Genomic DNA, 24999 nt, shown 5'->3' on the forward strand with positions numbered 1-24999 from the left:
AGGCATGTCCGACGCATCCGATGCCGCCGGGGTCGCACCAGAGGGTGCGGCGCCGGGGCAAGGAGTGCCGCCGGGGCGCGACCGCGCCGGGGCGGAACGCCAGTCGTCGCCGATCCGGGCGCGACGGAATGAGTTCGAACTGCAGGTCGCGCACGCGCGAGCGGAGTTCGAGGAGGCGAACGAGCGCATCAAGCAGCGCACCGGCCGAGACCTGATCCTCGCCATCGTGATCGGTGTCGCGATCGGAGCCGTCGTGTTGGTGGCGCTCGTCTTCGTGAAGTGGCCGTTCCTGATCTTCGGCGTAGGCGTCGCTCTGCTGGGTACTTTCGAGTTCGCGCGCGCACTGCAGGCCTCGGGTCGCAAGATCGACATCGTTCCCCAGCTCGCGGGCGGGGTGATGATCCTGCTGTCGGCCTACTTCCTCGATCTCTGGCTCCACTGGGTGTCCCTGTTCGTCGCGGTCGTCCTTATCGTGGTGTGGCGTCTGCTCGGGCAGATGATAGCGAGGGACGGTCGGCGCTACGCCGCCGTCGTGGATGACGTGCTGGCCGGGGCGCTTCTGCCTGTCTACGTGTCATTCCTCGCGAGCCTCGCGCTGGTGCTGCTGCGCCAGGAACACGGCGAGTGGTGGGTCATGGCCTTCCTCATCGTGGCGATCGCGTCGGACACGGGCGCCTACGTGACGGGTCTGACGCTCGGTCGCCACCCGATGGCCCCGCGCATCAGCCCTAAGAAGACCTGGGAAGGCTTCGCCGGGGCGGCCCTCGCAGCCGTTGTCGCGGGGATCCTGCTGTCGTGGCTGATGCTCGGGCTGCCCTGGTGGACCGGCATCATCTTCGGCCTGGTCATCCTCGGCACGGCGACCGCCGGTGACCTCGGTGAATCCATGCTCAAGCGCGATCTCGGCATCAAGGACATGAGCTCGTGGCTGCCGGGGCACGGCGGTGTGCTCGATCGCCTCGACTCCATCCTCCCGTCCGCGCCCGCAGCTCTTGCTCTGTTCTACCTGCTGACACCTCTGGCGGTTTCATGACAGTCCACGACGAGTCCGCGCTCGAGCAGCGCGGTGACGATACGGCGATCTCCGTTCCGTCGCACCACAACGCGTTTCCCCGTGTGCAGGGGCGGGCCAAGGGCTACGACCCTGCCGCTGTCGATGCCTTCCTCGCGCGTGCGCGGGAGGCCTTCGAGTCCGATGCGCCCGGGGAGACGGCGGTCGGTTCTTCCGACGTCCGGGATGTATCGTTCGCGCTCGTGCGCGGCGGGTACGCGATCGTGCCGGTCGACGCCGCACTCGGTCGCGTGGAAGACGCATTCGCCGCTCAGGAGCGTCAGCAGACCATCGCCCGCATGGGCGCACGGGCGTGGGTGCAGCAGCAGCGTGAAGACGCGCAGATCGTGCTCGACCGACTGGGGCGCGACCGCAGACACCGCTTCGACCGCGTCTCGTTCGTCCACTACGGGTATCGCGTGGAGGAAGTCGACCTCGTGGCCGACCGGATCGCGGGCTACCTCACCGACGGCACGGGTCTCACCGTCGAGCAGGTGCGTTCGGTCGCGTTCCGGATGCAACGCGGGGGATACCGCGAGACGCAGGTGGACGCGGTGCTCGACGCCGTCGTCGAGATCATGCTGGCGGTCGGTTGATCGGCGCCGTGCGGGCTCGCATGGCGTTCTCAGGGCCGAATCGTTACAATCGTGAGATCGTGACTTCCGGAGATGACACCCGAAACCCGGCGCCGCTGACCCGACGGTCTGCTCGAGCGCTGGTGGCTCCGGCCTCGGCACCCGCTTCGAAGGTCGCGACGAGCGCTCGTTGGTCGCGGCGTCGTGGGGTCGTCGGGGTATTCGCCGGTGTCGCCGCACTGGCATTCGCTGCCGCATCCGTCGGACCTGCCGCATTCGCACTCACTGATGCGGCGCCCGCGCAGTCAGAGACCGAAACGGTGTACTCGAGCACGCTCGAGGACGCGCAGAGTCTCGTCGTTGCATCCGGAGCCGTCGTTTCGCTCGACCGGGACTCGTACAGCGCGTTCGAGAAGCCCAAGCCGCCGCCTCCGCCGGAGCCGAAGGTCGCAGCGGCGTCGCCGGCGACTCCGTTCTACTCCGGCGGCGGAGCCCCCTCCGAGTGGATGGCGGCCGCAGGTCTCGCCGAGAGCGACTGGGGCTACGTCGACTACATCGTCTCCAAGGAGAGCGGCTGGAACCCCAACGCCACGAACCGCAGTTCGGGAGCGTGCGGTCTCGTCCAGGCATTGCCGTGCAGTAAGGTTCCCGGCAACGGATACGACCCGGTCGACAACCTGCGTTGGGCGAACGGCTACGCCGTGGGTCGCTACGGCAGCTGGGCGGGCGCGTACAACTTCTGGATCAACAACAACTGGTGGTGACCGTGGCGCGATCGCGTCGACGCCGCCCCGAGCACTCCGGCTCCGAAGAGTCGTTCCAGCGCTTGCTGTCTGGCTTCAAGCGCACAGAGATGCGCGGCGGCCGCGAATGGACCGTACAGCCGATTTCGGCCATGCAGGCCGTGAAGGAGTACACCTGCCCCGGCTGTCACCGCGTCATCCCGACGGGAGCCGCCCACCTCGTGGTGTGGCGTGCCGACGGCGTCATGGGTGACGCCGCCGACCTCGCGGCGCGTCGGCACTGGCATTCTCACTGTTGGAAGGTGGCGTGATGGCTGAGATCCGTGGCGCGAGTGTGCTTCCGGCTCGGCGCGAGGACATCGTTCTGCGTACGGCGGACGGGCTCGATCTGGTGGGAGAGCTGGCGCTTCCGCTCGAGAGAGAGCCCGTCGCCACGCTCGTGACGCTTCATCCGCTGCCCACCCACGGCGGGTTCATGGACTCGCACATCCTCCGCAAGGCGGCGGCCCGCCTGCCGGCTCTTGCGGACCTCGCCGTGCTCCGATTCAACACGCGGGGCACGTCGTCACCGCGCGGACGGAGCGACGGCCAGTTCGAGGAGGGCATCGGTGAAGAAGCCGATGTCGCCGCGGCGATGGATTTCGTCGCGGAGCGCGCGCTGCCGCATCCGTGGCTCGTCGGCTGGTCTTTCGGCACCGAGCTCGCGCTGAAGTACGGCAGGAAGCACGCGGTCGATGGGGCCATCCTGCTCTCGCCTCCGCTGCACCGCGCCAGTGAGAAGGAGATCGCCGCCTGGCGAGGAGATCCTCGACGACTGGTCGCGCTCATTCCGGAGTTCGACGACTATCTGCGCCCCGACGAGGCGCGTCGCCGGTTCGCGTCGGTCCCCGACATGACCCTGATCCCTGTGGAGGGCGGAAAGCACTTGTGGGTGGGGGAGGCTCAGACCCGTCGCGTGCTGGACGAGATCGTCGAGGTCGTCAACCCTGCAGCCGCGCCCCTTCCGACCCACTGGGAGGGGCCGCAGGGTTGATCAGCGTTCGTTCATGCGTGGGACGATCACCTGTCGATAGATGATCAGGATGCTCGCGGCGACCGGGATCGCGACGAGAGCGCCGAGGAGTCCGAGCAGCGATCCGCCGGCGAGGGCCGCGATCACGACCACGGCGCCGGGGACGGCGACGGCGCGACTCATGATCCGCGGCGAAACCAGGTAGGCCTCGAGCTGCATGTAGATCACGTACCAGATGGCGGCGGTGAGCGCGGTCGTCGGCGAGCCCAGGCCGGGGATGAGACAGGTCAGCACGATGATGACCGAGCCCGTCAGCGTTCCGACCAGGGGGATGAGCGAGAAGAAGAACGCGATCACGGCCAGCACAGCGGGGAACGGCGCCTGGATGATCGTCAGGAAGATGGCGCTCAATACGCCGTTGATCACGCCGAGGCTGACCTGTCCCATGACGTAGTAGCCGACCGAGTCGGTGATCTGCTCGGACAGCTCGATGAATCGCGGACGGCGCGAAGCGGGGACGAGGCTGTAGACGGCAGCCTTGAGGTTCGGGGTCGACGCGGTGAAGTAGATCGTGAGGATCAGGACGATGAAGGCGCCCGTCAGGCCGCCCAGGAACGCGAGGCTCGCGTTGATGACGCCGCCGGTGATGTTCCCCCAGTTCGAGATCGCCCAGTTCTGGACATTCGACACGGTGTCGTCGATCGTGCTGTCCTGGATTCCCGGGAACACCGAGTGGATCCAGTTCTTGACGTCCTGCCACGATGTGCTCTGCAGGAACCGCGTGACCTCCTCGACCAGCTGGCTGACCTGGCTCACGATGATCGGCACGACCATCCAGACGATCCCGGCGAAGATGGCTAGGACGCCGAGGACGGTCACCAGCACGGCGGACCAGCGGGGCAGCCGTCGTCTTGTCAACCACGCCACCACGGGCTCGAGGCCGAGCGAGAGGAAGAGCGCCGTACCGATGTAGAGAAGGATCGTTGACAGAGTCTGCACGCTGCCGATGAGCAGAAGCCCCAGGCCGACACCGAGCGTGCCGACGAAGGCGATGCGGAACGGGTTGTGAAGCTTCACAGTGCCTCCTCGGCGAGCGGAACGTGCTGCACACACGATACGGGTGACGTCCCCGTCGAAGCGGGAGCGACCCCCTCTCGCGCAACACACAGGCGTCTCGGCTAGTCTCGAATGTCGGATCGTTCCGCTCCGCGGGCATGGGAGGAAGATTTCGTGCGTTTCGTCTGGGCCGTCGCGGCCTTCGTGCTGGCCGCTCTGCTCATCGGGGCAGGCATCGCTCAACGGACCGTCTTCTACGGTCCGTCCACTCAGAGCGCCGACATCCCCGCTGCGGAAGGCGCGGCGTACACCATGGTCGACGGCGGCGTCCTGACCTCGCTTCCCGGCACGCAGACGCTGCGCGTCTCCTCCTCCGACGGCGTCTTCGTCGCTTACGGCCGCACCGCTGACATGCGTGCCTGGCTCTCCGATCAGACCTACAACGAAGTCTCCGCGGGGCAGGACGGCGTTCTGAACGCCGCGGTGATCGAGCCTCAGGTGTCCACAGCGGATGCGGCGGGTGAGAGTGATCAGTCCGAGACCGCGCCGACGACAGAGAACCGCAATCCTTCGGGGTCTGACCTCTGGCTCGCTCAGTACAGCGACGACCGCGCGGTCAGCGTCCCCCTGCAGCTGCCCGACTCGATGAGCGTGCTGATCGCCTCAGACGGGACGAAGCCCGCTCCCACCGAAGCCAGCATCACCTGGAACATCGCGCAGACGACGCCGTGGGCGGGACCCCTGATGCTTCTGGGAGGCGTAGCGCTCGTGGCAGGGATCGTGCTGTACATCCTGGCCATCAGACACGACCGGCGCTCGCGCGGTCCGCGCCGCAAGGCGCCGCCGCCCCTGCCGGAGACGCAGCCGATCGATCTCGCCGTCGAGCCGGGGGCCAAGGGCGTGATCAGCGCCAGCCCGTCGCGACGCTCCTCGCGTCGTCCCTTCCTCGCCATCCCGGTGGTGGTGGTCGGTGCGCTCGTCTTCACCGGATGCTCTCCCGACGCGTGGCCGGATCTAGCCCCGACGCCGACGCCTTCAGGGACCGCGGCGATCGTCGATTCCGCCGACCAGCAGGCTCCTGCAGTGACCGAGGCGCAGGCCCAGACGATCCTGCAGCGTATCTCGACGACGGTGGCGTCCGCCGACGAGGCGCGCGACGCGAACCTCGCGGCCACCCGGCTCGAAGGAGCCGCGCTGGCCGAGCGCAACACCAACTACGTGCTGCGCGGCGCCCTCGCCGACGAAGCGGCGCTGCCTCCCATTCCGGCCGAGCCGACGCAGATCATCCTGCCGCAGGCGTTCGACGAGTGGCCGCGGACCGTGATGGCCGTCGTGCAGAAGGAAGGCGCGCAGGGCCCCGTATCCACGATCATGTTCCTGACGCAGGCCGATCAGTGGGCCGACTACAAGCTGTCCTACATCGGGGATCTGCTGGGATCGGTCGAGATGCCCGACCTCGCACCCGCTTACATCGGCGCCTCGCAGGTGCCGCCGGAGTCGTCGTTCCTGACGGTCGCGCCGGACAAGTTGGCGGAGGCCTACGCCGACGTGCTGAACAACGGCAAGGACAGCGCATCCATCGGACTGTTCGATGAGCAGACCGACCTGTTCAGCCAGAACGTCGCCGCGAACCGGCAGGAGCGCCGCGACAAGTTCAATGAGACCGGCGCCTCGACCGGCACCATCCAATTCGCTGCCCAAGCGGGCAGTCAGACGCCGCTCGCCCTGGCGACTCTCGAGAGTGGTGCGATCGTCGCCGTTTCCGTCAACGAGGTCGACACGGTCACACCGAACAGCGGTGACGTCGTCATCAAGTTGACCGACAATCCGACCGTTCAAGCGCTGACCGGTGTGTCGGAATCCGCCACCGGGGTGAGCTCGACGTTCGCCGACCAGTTGTTCTTCTACGTGCCGGCGCAGGGCTCCTCAGAGAAGATCCGACTCCTCGGTTACACCTCCAACATCCTGGAAGCGAAGGTTCTGTGATGTCCGATCAGGCCCCCGGAGCCGTCCTACGCGGCGCCGTCGATCTCTCCGCTCTGCGCAACCGGCCCGCACCGGGCTCGAGTGCTGCGCCGTCCGCGCCGGCGTCCGGCTCTCTGGTGCGCGACGTCACCGACGCGACGTTCGGGCAGATCCTCGAGCTTTCGCGCACGGTCCCGGTCGTCGTGGACCTCTGGGCCGAGTGGTGCGGCCCCTGCAAGCAGCTCAGCCCCATCCTCGAGAAAGTCGTCGAGGAGCTGGCTGGTCGTCTCGTCCTGGCGAAAGTGGACGTGGACGCGAACCCGCAGATCGCGCAGGGCTTCCGCGCGCAGTCCATCCCGCTGGTCGTGGCGCTGGTCGGCGGCCAGCCGGTTCCGCTGTTCACCGGTGCCGTTCCCGAGGAGCAGGTCCGAGAGGTCTTCTCGCAGCTCCTTCAACTCGCGGCGCAGAACGGTGTCACAGGGACAGTCGACGCCGGCCTCGGGAGCGCCGAGGACGCTCCCGAGGAGCCCCCGCTGCCACCTCTGCACGCGGAGGCCTTCGCTGCGATCGAGGAGGGCGACTACGAACGGGCTGCGGTCGCCTATGAGCGTGCGCTCGCAGAGAATCCGCGCGACGCCGATGCCCACGCCGGACTCGGACAGGTGCGTCTGCTGCAGCGGGTGCAGGGCGCAGATCTTCAGCAGGCGCGGGCCGCTGCCGCTGCCGCGCCCACCGATGTCGACGCGCAGCTCCTCGTGGCCGACCTCGACATCTCGGGCGGCCATGTGGACGATGCGTTCGGACGTCTGCTCGATCTGTTCGCCGCGCTGCCGGCAGACGACCGTGCGCCGGTCCGGGCACGTCTGCTCGAGCTGTTCGGCCTGGTCGGCGACGCGGATCCCCGCGTCATCCGCGCGCGCGGACGCCTCGCCTCGCTCTTGTTCTGACGCCGAGGCGCCCGGGTTCGGGGCGCGATCCTTGCCTTGGGGCGCGTAAATCACGCTCCGACGCACGAATCGCGCCCCAAACCGAGGGTGTCCTCAGGGTCAGTCCGCGGGGGAGAGCCAGAGCGCTCCGAGCGGCGGCAGCGTCAGGCGTGCCCGCCCGGATGCGTCGGCGGTCACCGCTCCGAGGTTGCCGACCCCGGACCCTCCGAACGCGGATGCGTCGGAGTTGAGCAGCTCCTGCCAGACGCCCGCGAGCGGCAGATCGAGCTCGTAGTCGTGCAGCGGTGCGCCCGAGAAGTTGAAGATCGCCACGAGCGGCCGGCCTTCGCCATCCCATCGGACGAACGCCGAGACGTTCGGGTTCCACGTGGGTCCGCCGATGCGCGAGAACGCAGAGCCGTCCGCATCCCGTTGCCACAATGACGGCGTATCGCGGTACGTGGCGTTGAGGGCGGCGACGAAGTCGCCGAGTTCCCGGTGGGCGGGCTGGTCGAGCAGCCACCACTCGAGCGAGCGCGACTCGGACCACTCGGCGATCTGTCCGAACTCCTGGCCCATGAACAGCAGCTGTTTGCCGGGGTGGGCCCACATGTAGGAGAGGAAGAGGCGCATTCCCGCGAGCTTCTGCCAATGGTCCCCGGGCATCCGCGCGAACAGGGAGCCCTTGCCGTGCACGACTTCGTCGTGACTGATGGGAAGCACATAGTTCTCGCTGAACGCGTACACGAAAGAGAAGGACAGCTCGCCCTCGTGGTGCGCACGGTAGAGCGGATCGCGCGAGATGTAGACGAGTGAGTCGTTCATCCATCCCATGTTCCACTTGAACCCGAACCCGAGGCCCCCGGCGCTGGTCGGGGCGGTGACACCCGGGTAGCTCGTCGACTCCTCCGCGATCATGGCGATGCCGGGGAACTTCTTGTAGACGGTCGCGTTGGTCTCCTGGAGGAACTGGATCGCCTCCAGGTTCTCGCGGCCTCCGTAGATGTTCGGCTCCCACTCGCCGGCCTCACGGGAATAGTCGAGGTACAGCATGGAGGCGACCGCATCCACGCGGAGACCGTCGACGTGGAACTCGTCGAACCAGTACAGCGCGTTGGCGACGAGGAAATTGCGCACCTCGGCCCGGCCGTAGTCGAAGATCAGCGTTCCCCAGTCCTTGTGCTCGCCGCGTCGGGGATCCGGGTGCTCATAGAGGGCCTCGCCGTCGAAGCGAGCGAGAGCGAACTCGTCACGCGGGAAGTGGCCCGGCACCCAGTCCATGATCACGCCGATACCGGCACCGTGCAGTCGGTCGATGAGGTAGCGGAGGTCGTCGGGTGAGCCGAACCGGCTCGTCGGCGCGTAGTAGCCGCTCACCTGGTATCCCCACGAACCGCCGAAGGGATGCTCCGCGAGCGGAAGGAACTCGACGTGCGTGAACCCCTGCGCGCTCACGTACTCGATGAGCGGGTCGGCGGCGTCGCGATAGCCCAGCCCCGGCCGCCAGGAGCCGAGGTGCAGCTCGTACACCGACATCGGGCGTTCGAGCGGTTGGCTGGAGGCGCGCTCGGCGATCCACGCGTCGTCCTGCCACTCGTGACTCGACGCGGTCACGACCGAGGCCGTCGCCGGGGGCAGCTCGGCCCTCCGCGCCATCGGATCCGCCTTGAGAATCCAGCGGCCGTCCCGAGTGAGGAGCTCGTACTTGTAAGTGCTGTCCGCCCCGACGCCCGGCACGAAGAGCTCCCACACGCCGCTCGCGCCCATGGACCTCATGCTGTGCGACTGACCGTCCCAGCCGTTGAAGTCGGCGGCGACGCGGACGGCCTGCGCGTGCGGGGCCCACACGGCGAAGGATGTCCCCGCGACGCCCTCGTGGTCGCGCACGTGGGAGCCGAGCACCTGCCACAGCTGCTCGTGGCGACCCTCGCGGATGAGGTGAAGGTCGAGCTCCCCGACCGTGGGCGAGAACCGGTACGGGTCGTCAGCGGTGTGCGCAGCGGAGCCCTCGTACGTTGCCGTCAGACGATACGCGCCCGCATCTCCCCGGTACGCCCCCTCCCAGATGCCCGCGCGGGCATGTTCGAGTTCGACCTCACGACCATCGGCGAAGACGGCCGTGACGGATGCGGCCAGCGGCCGCCGAGCGCGGATCACCCCGCCGGCGGCACCGTCGGGGTGCAGACCCAGCACATCGTGCGGGGCGTAGTAGGAGCCGGTGGCGACGGTGTCGAGCACCCGGGGTTCGATGACGCTCATGCGAGGCCCTTCACGTGCAGGATGTGCGCGGGCTCGCGGAACGCGTCCAGCCGCACATAGTTGTGGTCGGTCCAGGTCCAGGTGGTACCTGTCACCAGGTCTTGGACGATGTACGGCGCTCCCGCGGGGATGCCCCATGCCTCGGTGTCCAGATGCACGGTCGTCTCGCGGGCCGAGTGAGGATCGACGTTCACGACCACGATGATCGTGTCGCTCTCGCCGCTCTCGCTGAGAGCGCCATCGAGGTGCTTCGAATACACCAGGATCGCATCGTCGTCGCTGTGCTGGACCTGGAGATTGCGCAGCTGGCGCAGCGCGGGATGCTCGCGGCGGATGCGGTTGAGGAGGGTGAGGTACGGCGCGAGGGAGTCGCCGTCGGCTTCGGCCCGGTTCCAGTCGCGGAGCTTGTACTCGTACTTCTCGTTGTCGATGTTCTCTTCGCTGCCCGGTCGCGCGACGTTCTCGAACAACTCGTACCCGGCGTAGACGCCGTAGGTCGGGGCCGCCGTCGCCGCGATCGTCGCGCGGATGCGGTAGGCCGCGCGTCCTCCGTACTGGAGGTACTCGGTCAGGATGTCGGGGGTGTTGACGAAGAGGTTCGGGCGCAGGTAGTCGTCGGTCTCGTGCGCGAGCGAGTCGAGGAACTCCTCGAGCTCGGCCTTCGAGTTGCGCCAGGTGAAGTACGTGTAGCTCTGCTGGAATCCCGCCTGCGCGAGCCCGCGCAGAGGCGTGGGCCTGGTGAAGGCCTCCGCGAGGAAGACCACGTCGGGCGCCTCGTCGCGGACGGTGCGGATGAGCCATTCCCAGAACTGCAGGGGCTTGGTGTGGGGATTGTCGACACGGAAGATCCTCACCCCCTGGGCGATCCAGTGGCGCACGATCCGCAGCACCTCGGCCCGGATGCCCTCGGGGTCGTTGTCGAAGTTGACGGGATAGATGTCCTGGTACTTCTTCGGCGGGTTCTCCGCGTAGGCGATCGTTCCGTCGGGAAGGGTCGTGAACCACTCCGGGTGCTCCGTCACCCAGGGGTGGTCGGGAGAGGCCTGCAACGCCAGATCCAGCGCGATCTCGATGCCGGCAGAGGCGGCGGCGGCCACGAAGGCGCGGAAGTCGGCCAGCGAGCCGAGTTCCGGGTGGACGGCGTCGTGGCCGCCCTCCGGCGCACCGATCGCCCACGGCGACCCGGGGTCGGCGGTGCCCGCGTTCAGCGTGTTGTTCGGCCCCTTCCGGTGGGTGCGGCCAATCGGATGGATCGGCGGCAGGTACAGCACATCGAACCCCATCGCCGCGACACCGGGGAGCCGGTCGGTGGCCGTACGGAAAGTGCCCGGCTCGATCGTCCCGTCCGCGCGCCGCTTCGCTCCCTCGGACCGAGGGAAGAACTCGTACCAGGCGCCCACGCCCGCTCGCTCGCGCTCGACGAGGATCTGGTGCGTCGCGCCAAGGGTCCAGAGCTCGCCGAGCGGTCGGGTCGTGAAGGCGGCTGCGATGCGATCGTCGTGCACGACCGCGAGGGCGGCCTCGTCGTCGAGGTCGCTCGCGCGCAGGAGGGCGGCCTGCTCGGTCAGCAGACGCCGTTCCGCGGCGGGGCGGTCCTTCTCCGCGGCGGCGTCGCCGAACAGGCGCGCTCCGATCTCGCGCATGAGCGCCACATCGACGCCGGCGGGAATCTTCAGCTCGGCCGCGTGCCGCCAGGTGGCGTACCGGTCGGCGAAAGCCTCGAAGCGGAAGCGCCACGTCCCCTGTGCGAGCAGCGTCACCAGGACGCCCCAGGTATCCAACCCGTCGTCGTGGGCGTCGAGCCGATGCAGCGATTCGCTGCCGTCGGGAGCGGTCAGCCGCAGCTGCACACCGATCAGGTCGTGCCCCTCTCGGAACGCACGCACGCGGAACGGCACGACCTCGCCGGCGAAAGCGGAAGGGTCGAAGCGGGGGTCGGGCGTCGAGGGTCGTTCGGCGCTGAGCGGGATGCGGCCGGTCAGCGTGTCGGCGGGCGCGGGCGCTGCGACCGCGCGCAGCGGGATCTCGGCACCGCTTCGTTGAGTGCGGACGGGGAGCGATCGTGTCGGAGTGGCCACACAGCGAACCTATCGCGGGCGGGTGCGGCACGACAGGCGTGACGCGGGCGGTGCGAACGTGCTATTCGGCGCGGAACAGATGCATCGAGGTCGGGGGAGTGGGAACGACGTCGCCCGGTGCCAGGACGGGTGCCTCCAGCGAGGGCGACTCCTCCGCACTGGACCAGAGCGACACGTAGCGGCTGACTCCGTCGATGACCGGAAGGCGCACGTCCACCGGGGTCTCGTTGCCGTGCACGATGAGCAGGATGCGGTTGAACTCCTCGAACTCCGGGGTCGACGCCGCGACGTACTGGAGCGTTCGGTGCGCGGGATCGTTCCATCGCTCGCCCGACATGGTCTCGCCGCGCTCGTCGTACCACTCCATGACCGACGCGGACGGCGTCTCCTCGTCGAGGCGAGCGAAGCGGATCGGGCGCAGCGCGGGATTCTCGGCGCGCAGCTCGATCAGGCGCCGGACGTGCGCGAAGAGCTCCTGCTGCCACGGGCGATGCTCCCACGACAGCCAGGTGAGAGCCGAGTCGTGGCAGTACGCGTTGTTGTTGCCGCGCTGAGTCCGGCCGAACTCGTCGCCGGCGGTGATCATCGGGATCCCCGCCGACAGCAGGAGCGTGCCCATGAGGTTGCGCATCGCCTTTCGGCGGGTAGCGAGGATCCGCTCGTCGTCGGTCGCTCCCTCCGCGCCGTGGTTGAAAGAGCGGTTCGTGTCGGCTCCGTCGCGGTTGTGCTCGCCGTTGCCGAGATTGTGCTTGACGTCGTACGAGACGAGGTCGTTGAGTGTGAAGCCGTCGTGGGCGGTCACGAAGTTGATGGACGCCAGCGGACCCCGCTCGGCGCTGAACGTGTTGGAGGAGCCCGCGAGGCGCGTGGCGAACCCGCCGATGCCCACGGGCGCCGTGGAGGCGCGGCGCGCGTAGTCGACGTCCGAGAGCCAGAAGTTGCGCACGCGGTCGCGGTACCGGTCGTTCCACTCGTGCCAGCCGTCGCCGAAGTTCCCCGTCTGCCACCCGCCCATGCCGACATCCCACGGCTCGGCGATCTTCTTCGTGTCCGCGAGTTCCGGGTCCTCGGCGATGGCACGCAGGAGGGGATGATCCGGCGTGAAGCGATGCTGATCGTCGCGCCCGAGGGTGGTGGCCAGATCGAACCGGAAACCGTCGATCTGCACGTCGCGCGCCCAATAGCGCAGCGAATCCAGCACGAGACGCGCGCCCGCATCCGTCGCCGTGTTGACAGAGTTTCCGCATCCGGTGACGTCGATGTACGTGCCGTCGTCCTGCTGTCGGTAGTAGGCGCGGTTGTCGAGTCCGCGCAGGCTCGATCGCGGCCCGCCGATGCCCTCTTCCGCGGTGTGGTTGTAGACGACGTCCAGGACGACCTCGAGGCCGGCCTGGTGGAGGAGCTTCACCATCCCTTTGACCTCGCGAAGAACCGCATCCGGACCCTCGCGGCGCGCCTGGTCGGTCGCGTAGGCGGCGTGCGGTGCGAAGAAGCCCAGGGTGTTGTAGCCCCAGTAGTTGTCGAGTCCCAACTGCAGCAGGCGCGGTTCGGACGCGAACGCATGGATGGGCAGCAGCTCGATCGTCGTGATGCCCAGCTCGAGGAAGTACTCGATCATGGCGGGATGCGCGAGACCCGCGTACGTGCCGTGGAGAGCTGTTGGGACACCGGGATGCCGCTTCGTCATGCCCTTGACGTGCGCCTCGTAGATGACCGTCCGATCCAGCGGTACGGCGGGCTTGCGTACCTCGCCCCAGTCGAAGCCTCGGTCGACGACGACCGAACGCCAGTCGCCGAAGCCGCCGCTCACGATGCCGCGGGCGTACGGATCGAGCAGCAGCGACTGCGGATTGAAGATGTTGCCGGCCCCGAAAGGGCCCGCGGCGCGCAGTGCGTAGCGTGCGCCGGCGACAAGGAGCTCGGAGGTGATCTCCCAGACCCCTCGCTCGCGACGCTGCATCGGCAGGATCGCCGTCGCCCAGTCGAGATCATCGGCGTCGAAGATCACCACGTCGAGGGAGTCGGCCGCCTGCGAGAAGACGCGCAGAGTGCCGCCGTTCTCGTGCAGGCGCACACCGAGGTCCTCGAGCGCGGGATCGAGGACCTGCGAGAGCGCGGGAACGGAGGTCGTTGTCGGGCTGACCATGCCCATAACCCTAGCCATCGGCGCATGACGAACTGATGACGCCCGGTGCGGCAGCGCGTGCGACAGTGGACGGGTGCACATCTATCTGGACCATGCGGCATCGAGTCCGCTGCGTCCCGAGGCGCGCGAGGCCTGGGTCGAGGCGGCGGCGACGACGGGAAACGCCTCTTCTGTGCACGGCGGGGGACAGGCGGCGCGGCGTGTGCTGGAGGACGCCCGGGAACGGCTCGCGGCGGTCGTCGGCGCGGATCCCATCGAAGTCGTGTTCACCTCCGGCGGAACCGAGGCGGTGAACCTCGCGGTCAAGGGCATGTGGGTGACCCGCGCCGCCGGCGCGGAGGCGATCGTGCTGCCTGACGGGGAGCACCACGCGACGATCGATTCGGTCGCGTCGGTCGTCGACGCAGAGCACGCGGAGGTGCGATCCGTGCGGCTGAGCTCGCTCGGCGCGATCGACCTCGATGGCTTCGCCGCGGCGCTCGACGGCGCAGCATTCGCAACGGCGCTGGTCGCCAACAACGAGGTCGGCACCGTTTCCGATGCGGCGGGGATGGCCGCGAGCGCCGCATCCGCCGACGTGCCGCTGCATCTGGATGCCGTGGCCGCGTTCGGCCAGGTGCCCGTGGATTTCCGGCGGTGGCGAGGCGATGCTCCGGCGGGTGTAGGGCTGGTGGCGATGAGCCTGTCGGCGCACAAGGTCGGCGGACCGGTGGGCACGGGCGCTCTGATCAGTGCTCGATCCGCGCGGATCGGTGCGCAGATGCACGGGGGCGCGCAGCAGCGGGGGCTGCGGGCCGGCACGCAGGACATCGCGGGCGCTGCGGCCTTCGCCGTGGCGGCGGAACTCGCGGCGACCGAGAGGGATGCGGAGGCCGTGCGCCTCGGCGCACTACGTGACCGGTTGGTGAGGCAGGCGTGCGCGAGCGTTCCGGGACTCGAGCTGCTCGGCGACCCCGAGCACCGCATCCCCGGCAACGCGCATCTGCTGGTGCCCGGTGCGCTGGGGGAGACGCTGTTGTTCCTGCTCGACACCCGCGGTATCGCGGTCTCGACGGGCTCCGCGTGTCAGGCAGGCATCCCCGAACCCTCCCACGTCGTGCGCGCGCTCGGGCGTGACGAGGACGCGGCGCGTTCGGTGCTGCGGATTACTCTCGGCCGCACCACGACCCCGGACGACGTCGATGCGTTCCTCGAGGCCCTGCCGTGGGCTGCGGAGCGGGCGCGCGCTGCCGGAGCCCGTACCGCCTCGCCCTCGTAGACTGGGATGATGCGGATTCTGGCGGCGATGAGCGGTGGTGTCGATTCGGCCGTGGCGGCGGCGCGGGCCGTCGACGCCGGACACGACGTCGTCGGAGTCCACCTCGCGCTTTCGCGCGCCGGGGGAACGCTGCGTACCGGCAGCCGCGGCTGCTGCACGATCGAGGATGCGATGGACGCCCGTCGCGCGGCGGACAAGCTCGGCATCCCTTTCTACGTCTGGGACTTCTCGGAGCGCTTCCGCGACGACGTGATCGAGGATTTCGTGTCGGAGTACCGGGCCGGGCGCACACCGAACCCGTGCATGCGCTGCAACGAGCGGATCAAGTTCGCGGCGTTGCTCGAGCGTGCGCTCGAGCTGGGCTTCGACGCCGTCTGCACCGGGCACTACGCACTGCTCGTCGACGGCCCCGAGGGTCGGGAGCTGCACCGGGCGAGCGACCAGGCCAAGGATCAGTCGTATGTGCTCGGCGTCCTGACGGCCGAGCAGCTCGCGCACACCTACTTCCCGTTGGGCGACACCCCGTCGAAGGCGCTCGTGCGTGCGGAGGCCGCCGAGCGCGGTCTCACGGTCGCCCAGAAACCCGACAGCCACGACATCTGCTTCATCCCCGACGGTGACACCCGTGGCTGGCTCGCCGAGCGCGTGGGCGCCGAGCAGGGTGACATCCTCGACCGCGAGGGCGCCGTCGTCGGGCGCCACGACGGGGCCCATGCGTTCACCGTCGGGCAACGTCGCGGGCTGCAGCTCGGCGTCCCCGCATCCGATGGCAAGCCGCGTTTCGTGCTCGAAGTACGTCCGGTGAGCAACACCGTCGTGGTGGGGCCGAAGGAGGCGCTGGCGACGGCCGAGATCGCCGGCGCGCGGGTCAGCTGGGCGGGCGCTGCTCCGACCGAATCCGCATTTCGCTGCGAGGTGCAGATCCGCGCCCACGCCGATCCGGTGGCGGCGCAGGCGCACGTGACCGACGACGGCGTCGTCGTGCGTCCGGCGGAGCCGTTCGACGGCGTGGCACCCGGTCAGACGGCCGTGCTCTATCTGGCCACGCGCGTGCTCGGCCAGTTCACGGTGGACCGCACGGTTTCGGCCGTGCCTGTCGACGCCGTCGCCGCATCCTAGGGGCGAGACCGGCGCCGCGCACCGACCTGGCGGTGTCGGAGGGCGGACCTAGACTCGATCCGTGACGCAAGCCGGTGACTCGATCGACGATGACACGACTCTCGCCCAGGTTCGTGCGGAAGTGGCGGAGCTGACGGAGCGCATCCTCGGCGCGCGCGATGCGTACTACGGCGAAGACGCCGAGCTCGTCGACGACGCCACCTACGACGGCTGGATCCGCCGGCTCGAAGAGCTGGAGCGGCTGCATCCGCAAGTGCAGACGCAGGATTCACCTACGCTCAGCGTCGGCGCGGCATCGACCACGATGTTCGCACCCGTCGAGCACGCCGAGCGGATGCTGAGCCTCGACAACGTCTTCAGCCCGGACGAGCTGCGGGACTGGTGCGTCAAGGCCCAGGGGTCGGCGGGCCGGCCGGTGCGGTGGCTGACCGAGCTGAAGATCGACGGGCTCGCGATCAGCCTCCGCTACGAGAATGGGGTGCTCACCTCCGCCGCAACGCGCGGCGACGGGCGCATCGGCGAGGACGTCACCGTGAACGCGGTGCGCGTCCAGGGCATCCCCGAACGCCTGCACGGCACCGGACACCCCCCTCTCGTCGAGGTGCGCGGCGAGGTCTTCATCCCGGTCGCGGCCTTCGAGGAGCTCAACGCCCTGCAAGCCCGGATGCGGGAACGCATCATCGAGCAGGCTCGTGAGCGGGGCAACCTCACCGAGGAGCGCGCCCGGCTCAGCGCTGACCGTCGATTCCCCGCTTTCGCGAACCCGCGCAACGCTGCCAGTGGCGGACTGCGCCAGCAACTCGAAAAGAAGGACGGCCTCGAGCTGGAGGCCGGGCGGGCTCGTCTCGCGTCGCTGCGGCTGTTCGTGCACGGCATCGGCGCGTGGACCGCACCCCCGGTGGCCTCTCAGAGCGAGATCTACGACCTGCTCGCAGAGTGGGGACTGCCGACGAGTCCCTATTACAAGACCTTCGATGACATCGACGGCGTCCTCGAGTTCGTGGCGCACTACGGCGAGCATCGTCACGATGTGGAGCACGAACTCGACGGCATCGTCGTCAAGGTGGACGAGCTCGCGCTCCACGACGAGTTGGGCGCGACGAGTCGAGCGCCACGCTGGGCGATCGCTTACAAGTACCCGCCCGAGCAGGTGAACACCCGTCTTCTCGACATCGTCGTCTCGGTCGGGCGTACGGGCCGCGCAACCCCGTTCGCGGTCATGGCACCGGCGCGCGTTGCGGGCTCGGTCGTACGGCAGGCAACGCTGCACAACCAGGACGTCGTCAAGGTCAAAGGCGTGTTGATCGGCGACATGGTCGTGCTCCGCAAAGCCGGCGACGTGATTCCCGAGGTGCTCGGCCCGGTGGTCGAGTTGCGCGACGGCTCCGAGCGCGCGTTCGTGATGCCGAAGGACTGCCCCGTCTGCGGCACTCCGCTCGCACCCGCGAAGGAGGGCGACGTCGATCTGCGCTGCCCGAACGCCCGCTCCTGCCCTGCCCAGGTGCGGGGCAGGGTCGAGCACATCGGTTCACGCGGCGCACTCGACATCGAGGCGCTCGGCGAGGTGACCGCGGCGGCGCTCACACAGGCGGACGGCGACGCACCTGCGCCGCTGGACACGGAGGCGGGGCTGTTCGATCTGACGCTCGAGGAACTCGTTCCGATCGAGGTCGTCGTCCGGGATGCGGAAACGGGGGAACCGAAGCTGGACGACGCCACCGGCGAGCCGGTGCGTCGTGCCCCGTTCCGCCGCAACCCCACGCCCGCCGAGCGGAAGTCCGGTCTGCTGACACCGCAGCCGTCTGCGCAGGCGTTGACGCTGCTCGACGAACTCGAAAAGGCGAAGACGAAGGAGCTGTGGCGTTTCCTCGTCGCCCTCAACATCCGTCACGTGGGACCCGTCGCAGCCCGGGCGCTGGCGCAGTGGTTCGGATCGGTGTCGGCGATCCGCTCGGCGAGCCGCGAAGAGCTGGCCGCCGTCGAGGGGGTGGGCGGCATCATCGCGGATGCGGTCATCGCCTGGTTCGAGGTCGACTGGCACCGCGAGATCGTCGTGCAGTGGGAAGCAGCGGGAGCACAGCTGTCCACGCCCGGACACCCCGGTCCCGGCGCCGCCGTCGTCGAGGGTGGAGTGCTCGAGGGACTCACGGTCGTGGCGACCGGCACCCTCGAGGGCTACACGCGAGAGGGTGCGCAGGAGGCGATCCTCGCGGCCGGCGGGAAGGCAGGCTCCAGCGTCTCGAAGAAGACGGACTTCGTGGCGGCGGGGCCGGGCGCAGGATCCAAGCTGGCGAAGGCCGAACAGCTCGGGGTGCGCATCATCGATGCCGCGCAGTTCCGCATCCTCGTGGAGCAGGGCCCAGCGGCACTCGATGCGCTGGCACCCGATGCGGGTTGAGCCTGCTCAGCGCCCCGTCTCGGCAAGCAGGTGCTCGCGTACCTGCTTGCGAAGTACTTTCCCGATGAGCGACTTCGGCAGCTCCTCGACGATGAACAGGCGCCGCGGCACCTTGTACGGAGTCAGGATCCCGCGCGCGTAGCCACGGATGGCCTCGGTGTCGACCTCCGCCCCGGGGGCGACCACGATGGCGGCGACGACCTCTTCACCGGCGTGCTCGTCGGGGAGGCCGACCACGGCCACATCCTCCACCTGCGGGTGCTGGCGCAGCACGTTCTCCACCTCGGTCGGTGCGACGTTGAAGCCGCCCGTGATGATGAGCTCCTTGATCCGGTCCACGATGCGCACGAACCCCGCGTCGTCGATCGTGACGATGTCGCCCGTGCGGAACCAGCCGTCGACGAAGACCTCCTGGGTGGCCTCCGGCTTGCCGTAGTAGCCCGAGAAGACCTGCGGTCCGCGCACGAGCAGCTCGCCCGCGGCGCCGGGGGCGACGTCGACCCGCGGGTTCTCCGGGTCGACGACACGGCATTCGGTGCCGGGCAGCGGTAGCCCCACGGTGCCGGGAACCCGGTTCTCGGCGACGGGGTTGGCCATGAGCACCGGCGAGCACTCGCTGAGCCCGTACCCCTCGACCAGATAGCCTCCGGTCGCCTTCTCGAACGGGACGACGAGCTCGTGCGGAAGCGCCATCGCGCCCGAGATCGCGATCCGCGTTCCCGCGAGCGAGATCCCTTTCGCCTGCGCCGTCTGCAGCAGCCGGTCGGCGATGGGCGGCACGAGCGGCAGGAAGGTCGCGGGGTGCTTCTTGGTCACGGCGAGGACCATGTCGGGGTCGAAGCGCGGGAACAGCACCAGCCGCGCGCCCATCGACATGGCGAAGGTGAGACAGAGAGTGAGGCCGTAGGCGTGGAACATCGGCAGCACGGCGTAGACGACACACCCCTCACCGCGGTGGATCGAGGGCACCCATGCCCTCGACTGCGCCGCGTTGGCGAGCAGATTCCGGTGCGTGAGTTTGGCGCCCTTCGGAGTGCCGGTGGTGCCGCTCGTGTACTGGATGATGGCGAGATCGTCCGACGTCGGCGCGGGATGCGAGGCCGGAAGCGGTTCGCTGCGCAGCAACTGATCCCAGTCGATACCGCCGCGGACCTTCGCGTGCAGCGCGGCCCGGGACTCACGGGCCTTCGCGATGGGCAGGCGGAGCGCGGCGCGGGTCGTGAAGGGCATCGCGCGCGTCAGATCCACCGTCACGAGTGTCGAGACGCGCACATCCTTGGGGAACGCCTGCACCGTGGCCGCCACCTTGCTCCAGACGATGGCGTGCTTGGCCCCGTGATCCTCGAACTGCTTCCGCAGCTCACGCGCCGTGTAGAGCGGATTGTGCTCGACGACGACCGCGCCGAGGCGCAGGACGGCGTAGAAGGCGACGATGTGCTGCGGGCAGTTGGGCAGGACGATGGCGACGGGGTCGCCTCGGCGCACGCCCTGCGCGTGGAGCCCGGCGGCCGCGCGCGAGATGGCACGGTCGAGCTCGCGGTACGTCGTCTCGCGCCCGAAGAACTGCAGTGCGACCGCATCCGGATACTCGCGTGCCGAGGCCTGCACGATGTCCAGGAGAGAACCCGAGACCGGTTCGAGGTCATCGGGTACTCCGGCGGCGTAGCTGCGGACCCAGGGACGGGGAGGATCGAAGGTCGTCACCCGGCACAGCCTACGGGCGCCCGGCGCCCGGGCGGGGCCGAACTAGACTGTCGGGGTGTCGGAAATCACCCCAGATCTCGTGCGCCATCTCGGCGTCCTCGCCCGGATCCAATTGAGCGACGAGGAGGTCGGGCGCCTCACAGGTCAGCTCGACGCGATCGTCGACAACATCGCGAAGGTTTCGGAGGTTGCGACCCCCGATGTCGTCGCGACGAGCCACCCGATCCCGCTGCAGAACGTCTTCCGTGACGACGAGCACAGCGAGGCGTTGTCTCTCGCCGAGGTCCTGCAGAACGCGCCGGATGCGGCGGAGGACCGCTTCCGTGTGACGGCGATCCTGGGGGAGGAGCAGTGAGCGACATCATCCGTCTCAGCGCGGCGGATCTCGCCGCCAAGCTCGCCGCGGGCGAGGTGTCCAGCGTCGAGGCGACGCAGGCGCACCTGGACCGCATCGCCGCGGTGGATGGCGATGTCCACGCGTTCCTGCACGTCAACACGGGCGCGCTGGCAGCGGCCGCGGAGATCGACCGACGTCGTGCGAGCGGCGAGGCCCTGGGCGAGCTGGCGGGTGTGCCGCTGGCCATCAAGGACGTCCTCGTCACCACCGACATGCCCTCAACGAGTGGATCCAAGATCCTCGAGGGCTACATGTCGCCCTACGACGCGACGGTCGTCGCGCGGGCTCGCGCCGCTGGTCTCGTGCCCCTGGGCAAGACCAACATGGACGAGTTCGCCATGGGCTCCTCCACCGAGCACTCCGCATACGGCCCCACCCGGAACCCGTGGGATCTCGATCGGATCCCCGGCGGCTCCGGGGGCGGGTCGGCGGCCGCCGTCGCTGCTCTCGAGGCGCCGCTCGCGCTGGGCTCGGACACCGGTGGTTCCATCCGTCAGCCCGCGCACGTGACGGGCACGGTCGGCGTGAAGCCGACCTACGGCGGTGTCAGCCGCTACGGCGCCATCGCGCTCGCCTCGAGCCTCGACCAGGTCGGGCCGGTCACGCGGACGGTGCTCGATTCGGCGCTGCTGCACGATGTGATCGCCGGTCACGACCCCCATGACTCCACGTCGCTCACCGACGCCTGGCCGTCGTTCGCGGCCGCGGCGCGTGAAGGTTCCACGGGAGAGAGCCTCAAGGGCCTCAAGGTCGGCGTCATCCGTGAACTCGACGACCGCGGCTTCCAGCAGGGAGTATCGGACTCGTTCCGGGCGGCGCTCGCGGCCATGCAGGCGCAGGGCGCGGAGATCGTCGAGGTCAGTGCCCCTCACTTCGAGTACGGCGTCGCGGCCTACTACCTCATCCTGCCCGCCGAGGCGTCGAGCAACCTCGCCAAGTTCGACTCCGTCCGCTTCGGGATGCGGGTGAGTCCGCACGCCGCAGCCACGGTCGAGGACGTGATGGCAGCGACCCGCGAGGCCGGCTTCGGCGACGAGGTGAAGCGTCGCATCATCCTGGGCACGTACGCGCTCTCCGCGGGCTACTACGACGCGTACTACGGCAGCGCGCAGAAGGTGCGCACCCTCATCCAGCGCGATTTCGATGAGGCCTTCGCGAAGGTGGACGTCATCGCGACGCCATCCGCACCCACGACGGCGTTCCGCCTGGGCGAGAAGATCGACGACCCGTTGCAGATGTACCTCAACGACGTGACCACGATCCCGGCGAACCTGGCCGGTGTGCCAGGGATCTCCGTACCGTCGGGAATCGCGGCCGAGGACGGGCTGCCGGTCGGCATCCAGTTCCTCGCGCCCGCGCGTGAGGATGCACGCCTGTACCGCGTGGGGGCCGCGCTCGAGGCCCTGCTCGTCGATTCGTGGGGCGGGCCGCTGCTCGATCGCGCCCCCGTGCTGGGAGGGACCCGCTGATGGCCAAGGACAAGCTGATGGACTTCGACAAGGCTCTCGAGCTGTTCGAGCCCGTGCTCGGCTTCGAGGTCCACGTGGAGCTCAACACGCGCACGAAGATGTTCTCGGCCGCGCCGAACCCCGCGCACCCCGACAACCACGATGCCGCACCGAACACGCTCGTCGCGCCCGTGGACATGGGGCTGCCCGGCGCGCTGCCGGTCGTCAACGCCACGGCCATCCGCTCCTCGATCAGCCTGGGGCTCGCCCTCGGCTGCTCGATCGCGCCGTCGAGCCGGTTCGCGCGGAAGAACTACTTCTACCCGGATCTCGGCAAGAACTACCAGATCTCGCAGTACGACGAGCCGATCGCCTTCGACGGTCAGGTCGAGATCGAGCTCGCCGACGGGACGATCGTGACGGTTCCGATCGAGCGCGCCCACATGGAGGAGGACGCAGGCAAACTCACCCACGTCGGCGGCGCCACCGGCCGAATTCAGGGCGCCGAGTACTCGCTCGTCGACTACAACCGCGCCGGCGTCCCCCTCGTGGAGATCGTCACGCGCCCCATCTTCGGCGCCGAGCACCGCGCACCGGAGATCGCCAAGGCGTACGTCGCGGCCATCCGCGACATCGTCCTCTCCCTGGGGATCTCGGAAGCCCGCCTCGAGCGCGGCAACCTGCGCTGCGACGCGAACGTCTCACTGCGTCCGCGCGGTGCGGAGAAGCTCGGTACGCGGACCGAGACGAAGAACGTCAACTCGATGCGCTCCGTCGAGCGGGCCGTGCGCTACGAGATCCAGCGTCAGGCGGCGATCCTCGCCGCCGGCGGCACGATCACGCAGGAGACGCGGCACTGGCACGAGGACACGGGGACGACGTCGCCGGGCCGTCCCAAATCGGATGCCGACGACTACCGATACTTCCCGGAGCCCGATCTGTTGCCCGTCGTCCCTGCCACGGAGCTGATCGAAGAGCTGCGTGCCGCGCTTCCCGAGCCGCCGGCGGCTCGCCGCCGGCGGTTGAAGGCCGAGTGGGGTTTCACCGACCTCGAGTTCCAGGACGTCGCCAACGGCGGACTCCTCGTCGAGGTCGAGGCGACGATCGCCGCGGGCGCGAGCCCGGCCGCGGCGCGCAAGTGGTGGACCGGCGAGATCACGCGCGTCGCGAACGCCCAGGAGCGGGAGGCGGCGGACCTCGTGACCCCTGCCCACGTCGCCGCCCTGCAGGCGCTCGTGGATGCCGGCACGCTCACCGACAAGCTCGCACGTCAGGTGCTCGAGGGCGTGATCGCCGGCGAAGGCTCGCCGCAGGAGGTCGTCGATGCCCGTGGGCTCGCGGTCGTCTCCGACGACGGTGCGCTCATCGCGGCCATCGATGACGCCCTGGCCGCCCAGCCCGACGTGCTGGCGAAGATCCGCGACGGCAAGGTCCAGGCGGCCGGCGCTGTCATCGGCGCGGTCATGAAGGCGATGAAGGGTCAGGCCGACGCCGCCCGCGTCCGCGAGCTCGTGCTGGAGCGCGCCGGACAATGATCCCTCTCTTCCGCGGGCCGCGATGTCGGCGGTCCGCGGAAGAATGGACGCATGGGACGCGGCGACGGATCCGGGCGCATCGTGTCGCCGGCCGATGCCGACGACACGGGCGCGGGCATCCTGCACGTCGATATGGACGCGTTCTACGCCGCCGTCGCCGTCCTCGACGATCCGTCGTTGGCGGGTAAGCCGCTCATCATCGGATCGCCCGAGGGACGTAGCGTCGTCTCCAGCGCGTCGTACGAAGCGCGTCGTTACGGTGTGCGGTCCGCGATGCCGGTGTCGCAGGCCATGCGTCTGTGCCCGGCTGCGGTGATCGTGCCGCCGCGCTTCGACCGGTACACAGCGCTCTCGGCGCAGGTCATGGACATCTTCCGTGAGTTCACCCCTCTGGTCGAACCCTTGTCGATCGACGAGGCCTTCCTCGACGTGCGCGGTTCGCGCCGCCTCTGGGGGAGCCCCGGGACGATCGCGCGACTCCTGCGCGCCCGGGTGCTCGAGCGCACCGGCCTCGTGTGCAGCGTGGGAGCGGCCGCGACGAAGCACGTCGCGAAGATGGCGTCGACCCTCAGCAAGCCCGACGGCCTGCTGATCATCGCGTCGGCCGACACCGCGGCTTTCCTCGCGCCGCGACCGGTTCGTGCGATGTGGGGCGTGGGCCCCCGCTCCGCAGAAGTTCTCGAGGCCCGCGGCATCCGCACGATCGGCGACGTCCTGCAGACTCCCCGATCTGTGCTCGAGAAGGCCCTCGGTCCCGCCATGGGGGAGCGCGTCTGGCATCTGGCGCGCGGAGAAGACGCGCGTGAGGTCTCCGTCGAGCGAATCGACAAGAGCATCGGTCACGAGGAGACCTTCCACGAAGACGTGGACGATGACACGGTGCTCCGCGCGGAAGTGCGCCGACTCGCCGACCGGGTGGGTGCGCGGCTTCGGGCGCACGATGTCGAGGCGGCGACGGTGGCCATCAAGGTGCGTTTCGCGGACTTTCGCACCCTGTCGCGGTCGGTGACCCTGCCCGAGCCCACCGCCGTGGGACAGCGGATCGGCGACGCCGCACTGCGTCTGCTCGCGGGGATCGACCGGTCGCTGCCCGTGAGACTCATCGGCGTGCGGGGTGAGAACCTGCGCTCCTCCGGCCTGATGGCGACCCTGTGGGACGACGACGCCGAATGGCGACGCGTCGAAGAGGCCCTCGACGACGCGTCGAGTCGCTTCGGTCGCGGAGCGGTCACCCGCGCGGCGCTGCTCGGGGCGCCGCGCGCCGGCGGATCCTTGCCCTCCCATCCCCGTCCAGCCCGGTCCGACTGAGTCAAGGCGTAGTCGTCCTGG

General features: G+C 69.1%; 19 protein-coding genes. 14 read left to right on the forward strand and 5 right to left on the reverse strand.

Annotated elements, in window-relative coordinates:
- Window positions 1-4 precede the first annotated feature (4 nt).
- The 5 genes from SK224_RS07820 to SK224_RS07840 are packed head-to-tail and all read left to right on the forward strand — an operon-like array spanning window position 5 to window position 3402.
- Window positions 5-1033, forward strand: coding sequence for a phosphatidate cytidylyltransferase (locus tag SK224_RS07820; protein ID WP_320434165.1), 1029 nt, complete (start codon window positions 5-7; stop codon window positions 1031-1033).
- Complete coding sequence (locus SK224_RS07825) at window positions 1030-1647, forward strand: DivIVA domain-containing protein (RefSeq protein ID WP_320434166.1); 618 nt, start codon at window positions 1030-1032, stop codon at window positions 1645-1647. The genes SK224_RS07820 and SK224_RS07825 overlap by 4 nt, the downstream gene beginning before the upstream one ends.
- A gap of 59 nt (window positions 1648-1706) precedes the next feature.
- A complete protein-coding gene (locus tag SK224_RS07830) occupies window positions 1707-2390 on the forward strand; it encodes a transglycosylase SLT domain-containing protein (protein WP_320434167.1) in 684 nt (227 codons plus the stop codon).
- A gap of 2 nt (window positions 2391-2392) precedes the next feature.
- Window positions 2393-2680: a hypothetical protein gene (locus SK224_RS07835; protein ID WP_320434733.1), complete on the forward strand. Its 288-nt coding sequence runs from the start codon at window positions 2393-2395 to the stop codon at window positions 2678-2680.
- Window positions 2680-3402, forward strand: coding sequence for an alpha/beta hydrolase (locus SK224_RS07840; protein WP_320434168.1), 723 nt, complete (start codon window positions 2680-2682; stop codon window positions 3400-3402). The genes SK224_RS07835 and SK224_RS07840 overlap by 1 nt, the downstream gene beginning before the upstream one ends.
- Here SK224_RS07840 and SK224_RS07845 read toward each other — a convergent pair whose 3' ends face one another.
- Window positions 3403-4458 (reverse strand): AI-2E family transporter, encoded by a 1056-nt coding sequence (locus SK224_RS07845; RefSeq protein ID WP_320434169.1) that lies wholly within the window; start codon window positions 4456-4458, stop codon window positions 3403-3405.
- Between the two features lie 153 nt (window positions 4459-4611).
- Here SK224_RS07845 and SK224_RS07850 point away from each other — a divergent pair, with 153 nt between their 5' ends.
- Window positions 4612-6423, forward strand: coding sequence for a glycosyl transferase (locus SK224_RS07850; protein ID WP_320434170.1), 1812 nt, complete (start codon window positions 4612-4614; stop codon window positions 6421-6423).
- Complete coding sequence (locus SK224_RS07855; protein WP_320434171.1) at window positions 6423-7349, forward strand: tetratricopeptide repeat protein; 927 nt, start codon at window positions 6423-6425, stop codon at window positions 7347-7349. The genes SK224_RS07850 and SK224_RS07855 overlap by 1 nt, the downstream gene beginning before the upstream one ends.
- A gap of 99 nt (window positions 7350-7448) precedes the next feature.
- Here the strand turns inward: SK224_RS07855 and glgB are convergent, their stop codons facing one another.
- The 3 genes from glgB to glgX all read right to left on the reverse strand — a co-directional run bounded on the left by glgB (window position 7449) and on the right by glgX (window position 13811).
- Entirely contained in the window at window positions 7449-9587 is a 2139-nt protein-coding gene (gene glgB / locus SK224_RS07860) for a 1,4-alpha-glucan branching protein GlgB (RefSeq protein WP_320434172.1), read from the reverse strand.
- Window positions 9584-11665 carry a maltotransferase domain-containing protein gene (locus SK224_RS07865; RefSeq protein ID WP_320434173.1) on the reverse strand — a complete coding sequence of 694 codons (2082 nt, stop codon included), beginning with the start codon at window positions 11663-11665 and terminating at the stop codon, window positions 9584-9586. The genes glgB and SK224_RS07865 overlap by 4 nt, the downstream gene beginning before the upstream one ends.
- Window positions 11666-11726: 61 nt before the next feature.
- Window positions 11727-13811, reverse strand: a complete 2085-nt coding sequence (gene glgX / locus SK224_RS07870; protein ID WP_320434174.1) for a glycogen debranching protein GlgX — start codon at window positions 13809-13811, stop codon at window positions 11727-11729.
- Between the two features lie 73 nt (window positions 13812-13884).
- Between glgX and SK224_RS07875 the strand changes: the two genes are divergently transcribed.
- The 3 genes from SK224_RS07875 to ligA all read left to right on the forward strand — a co-directional run bounded on the left by SK224_RS07875 (window position 13885) and on the right by ligA (window position 18586).
- Window positions 13885-15069, forward strand: coding sequence for a cysteine desulfurase family protein (locus SK224_RS07875; RefSeq protein WP_320434175.1), 1185 nt, complete (start codon window positions 13885-13887; stop codon window positions 15067-15069).
- Window positions 15070-15078: 9 nt separating this feature from the next.
- Window positions 15079-16188 carry a tRNA 2-thiouridine(34) synthase MnmA gene (gene mnmA / locus SK224_RS07880; RefSeq protein ID WP_320434176.1) on the forward strand — a complete coding sequence of 370 codons (1110 nt, stop codon included), beginning with the start codon at window positions 15079-15081 and terminating at the stop codon, window positions 16186-16188.
- Between the two features lie 61 nt (window positions 16189-16249).
- Window positions 16250-18586: an NAD-dependent DNA ligase LigA gene (gene ligA, locus SK224_RS07885; protein ID WP_413816767.1), complete on the forward strand. Its 2337-nt coding sequence runs from the start codon at window positions 16250-16252 to the stop codon at window positions 18584-18586.
- A gap of 6 nt (window positions 18587-18592) precedes the next feature.
- Here the strand turns inward: ligA and SK224_RS07890 are convergent, their stop codons facing one another.
- The gene (locus SK224_RS07890; RefSeq protein ID WP_320434177.1) at window positions 18593-20290 is read right to left on the reverse strand and encodes a long-chain-fatty-acid--CoA ligase; all 1698 of its coding nucleotides are present in this window, start codon (window positions 20288-20290) and stop codon (window positions 18593-18595) included.
- A gap of 55 nt (window positions 20291-20345) precedes the next feature.
- Between SK224_RS07890 and gatC the strand changes: the two genes are divergently transcribed.
- From gatC to dinB, 4 genes are read left to right on the forward strand one after another with little or no spacing between them, the layout of a single operon-like run.
- Entirely contained in the window at window positions 20346-20645 is a 300-nt protein-coding gene (gatC, locus tag SK224_RS07895) for an Asp-tRNA(Asn)/Glu-tRNA(Gln) amidotransferase subunit GatC (protein ID WP_137417120.1), read from the forward strand.
- A complete protein-coding gene (gene gatA / locus SK224_RS07900) occupies window positions 20642-22156 on the forward strand; it encodes an Asp-tRNA(Asn)/Glu-tRNA(Gln) amidotransferase subunit GatA (RefSeq protein ID WP_320434178.1) in 1515 nt (504 codons plus the stop codon). The genes gatC and gatA overlap by 4 nt, the downstream gene beginning before the upstream one ends.
- Entirely contained in the window at window positions 22156-23670 is a 1515-nt protein-coding gene (gene gatB / locus SK224_RS07905) for an Asp-tRNA(Asn)/Glu-tRNA(Gln) amidotransferase subunit GatB (RefSeq protein WP_320434179.1), read from the forward strand. Before gatA ends, gatB begins: the two co-directional genes overlap by 1 nt.
- Before the next feature lie 51 nt (window positions 23671-23721).
- Window positions 23722-24978, forward strand: coding sequence for a DNA polymerase IV (dinB, locus tag SK224_RS07910; RefSeq protein WP_320434180.1), 1257 nt, complete (start codon window positions 23722-23724; stop codon window positions 24976-24978).
- Window positions 24979-24999: the final 21 nt, after the last annotated feature.

Source organism: Microbacterium sp. BG28, assembly GCF_034044005.1.
In the GTDB taxonomy this organism is placed as follows: domain Bacteria; phylum Actinomycetota; class Actinomycetes; order Actinomycetales; family Microbacteriaceae; genus Microbacterium.

Coding starts and splice junctions, on each gene's coding strand:
- SK224_RS07820 (WP_320434165.1), top strand. CDS start 5: ATGTCCGACGCATCCGATGCCGCCGGGGTCGCACCAGAGGGTGCGGCG.
- SK224_RS07825 (WP_320434166.1), top strand. CDS start 1,030: ATGACAGTCCACGACGAGTCCGCGCTCGAGCAGCGCGGTGACGATACG.
- SK224_RS07840 (WP_320434168.1), top strand. CDS start 2,680: ATGGCTGAGATCCGTGGCGCGAGTGTGCTTCCGGCTCGGCGCGAGGAC.
- SK224_RS07855 (WP_320434171.1), top strand. CDS start 6,423: ATGTCCGATCAGGCCCCCGGAGCCGTCCTACGCGGCGCCGTCGATCTC.
- glgB (WP_320434172.1), bottom strand. CDS start 9,587: ATGAGCGTCATCGAACCCCGGGTGCTCGACACCGTCGCCACCGGCTCC.
- glgX (WP_320434174.1), bottom strand. CDS start 13,811: ATGGTCAGCCCGACAACGACCTCCGTTCCCGCGCTCTCGCAGGTCCTC.
- mnmA (WP_320434176.1), top strand. CDS start 15,079: ATGCGGATTCTGGCGGCGATGAGCGGTGGTGTCGATTCGGCCGTGGCG.
- gatB (WP_320434179.1), top strand. CDS start 22,156: ATGGCCAAGGACAAGCTGATGGACTTCGACAAGGCTCTCGAGCTGTTC.
- dinB (WP_320434180.1), top strand. CDS start 23,722: ATGGGACGCGGCGACGGATCCGGGCGCATCGTGTCGCCGGCCGATGCC.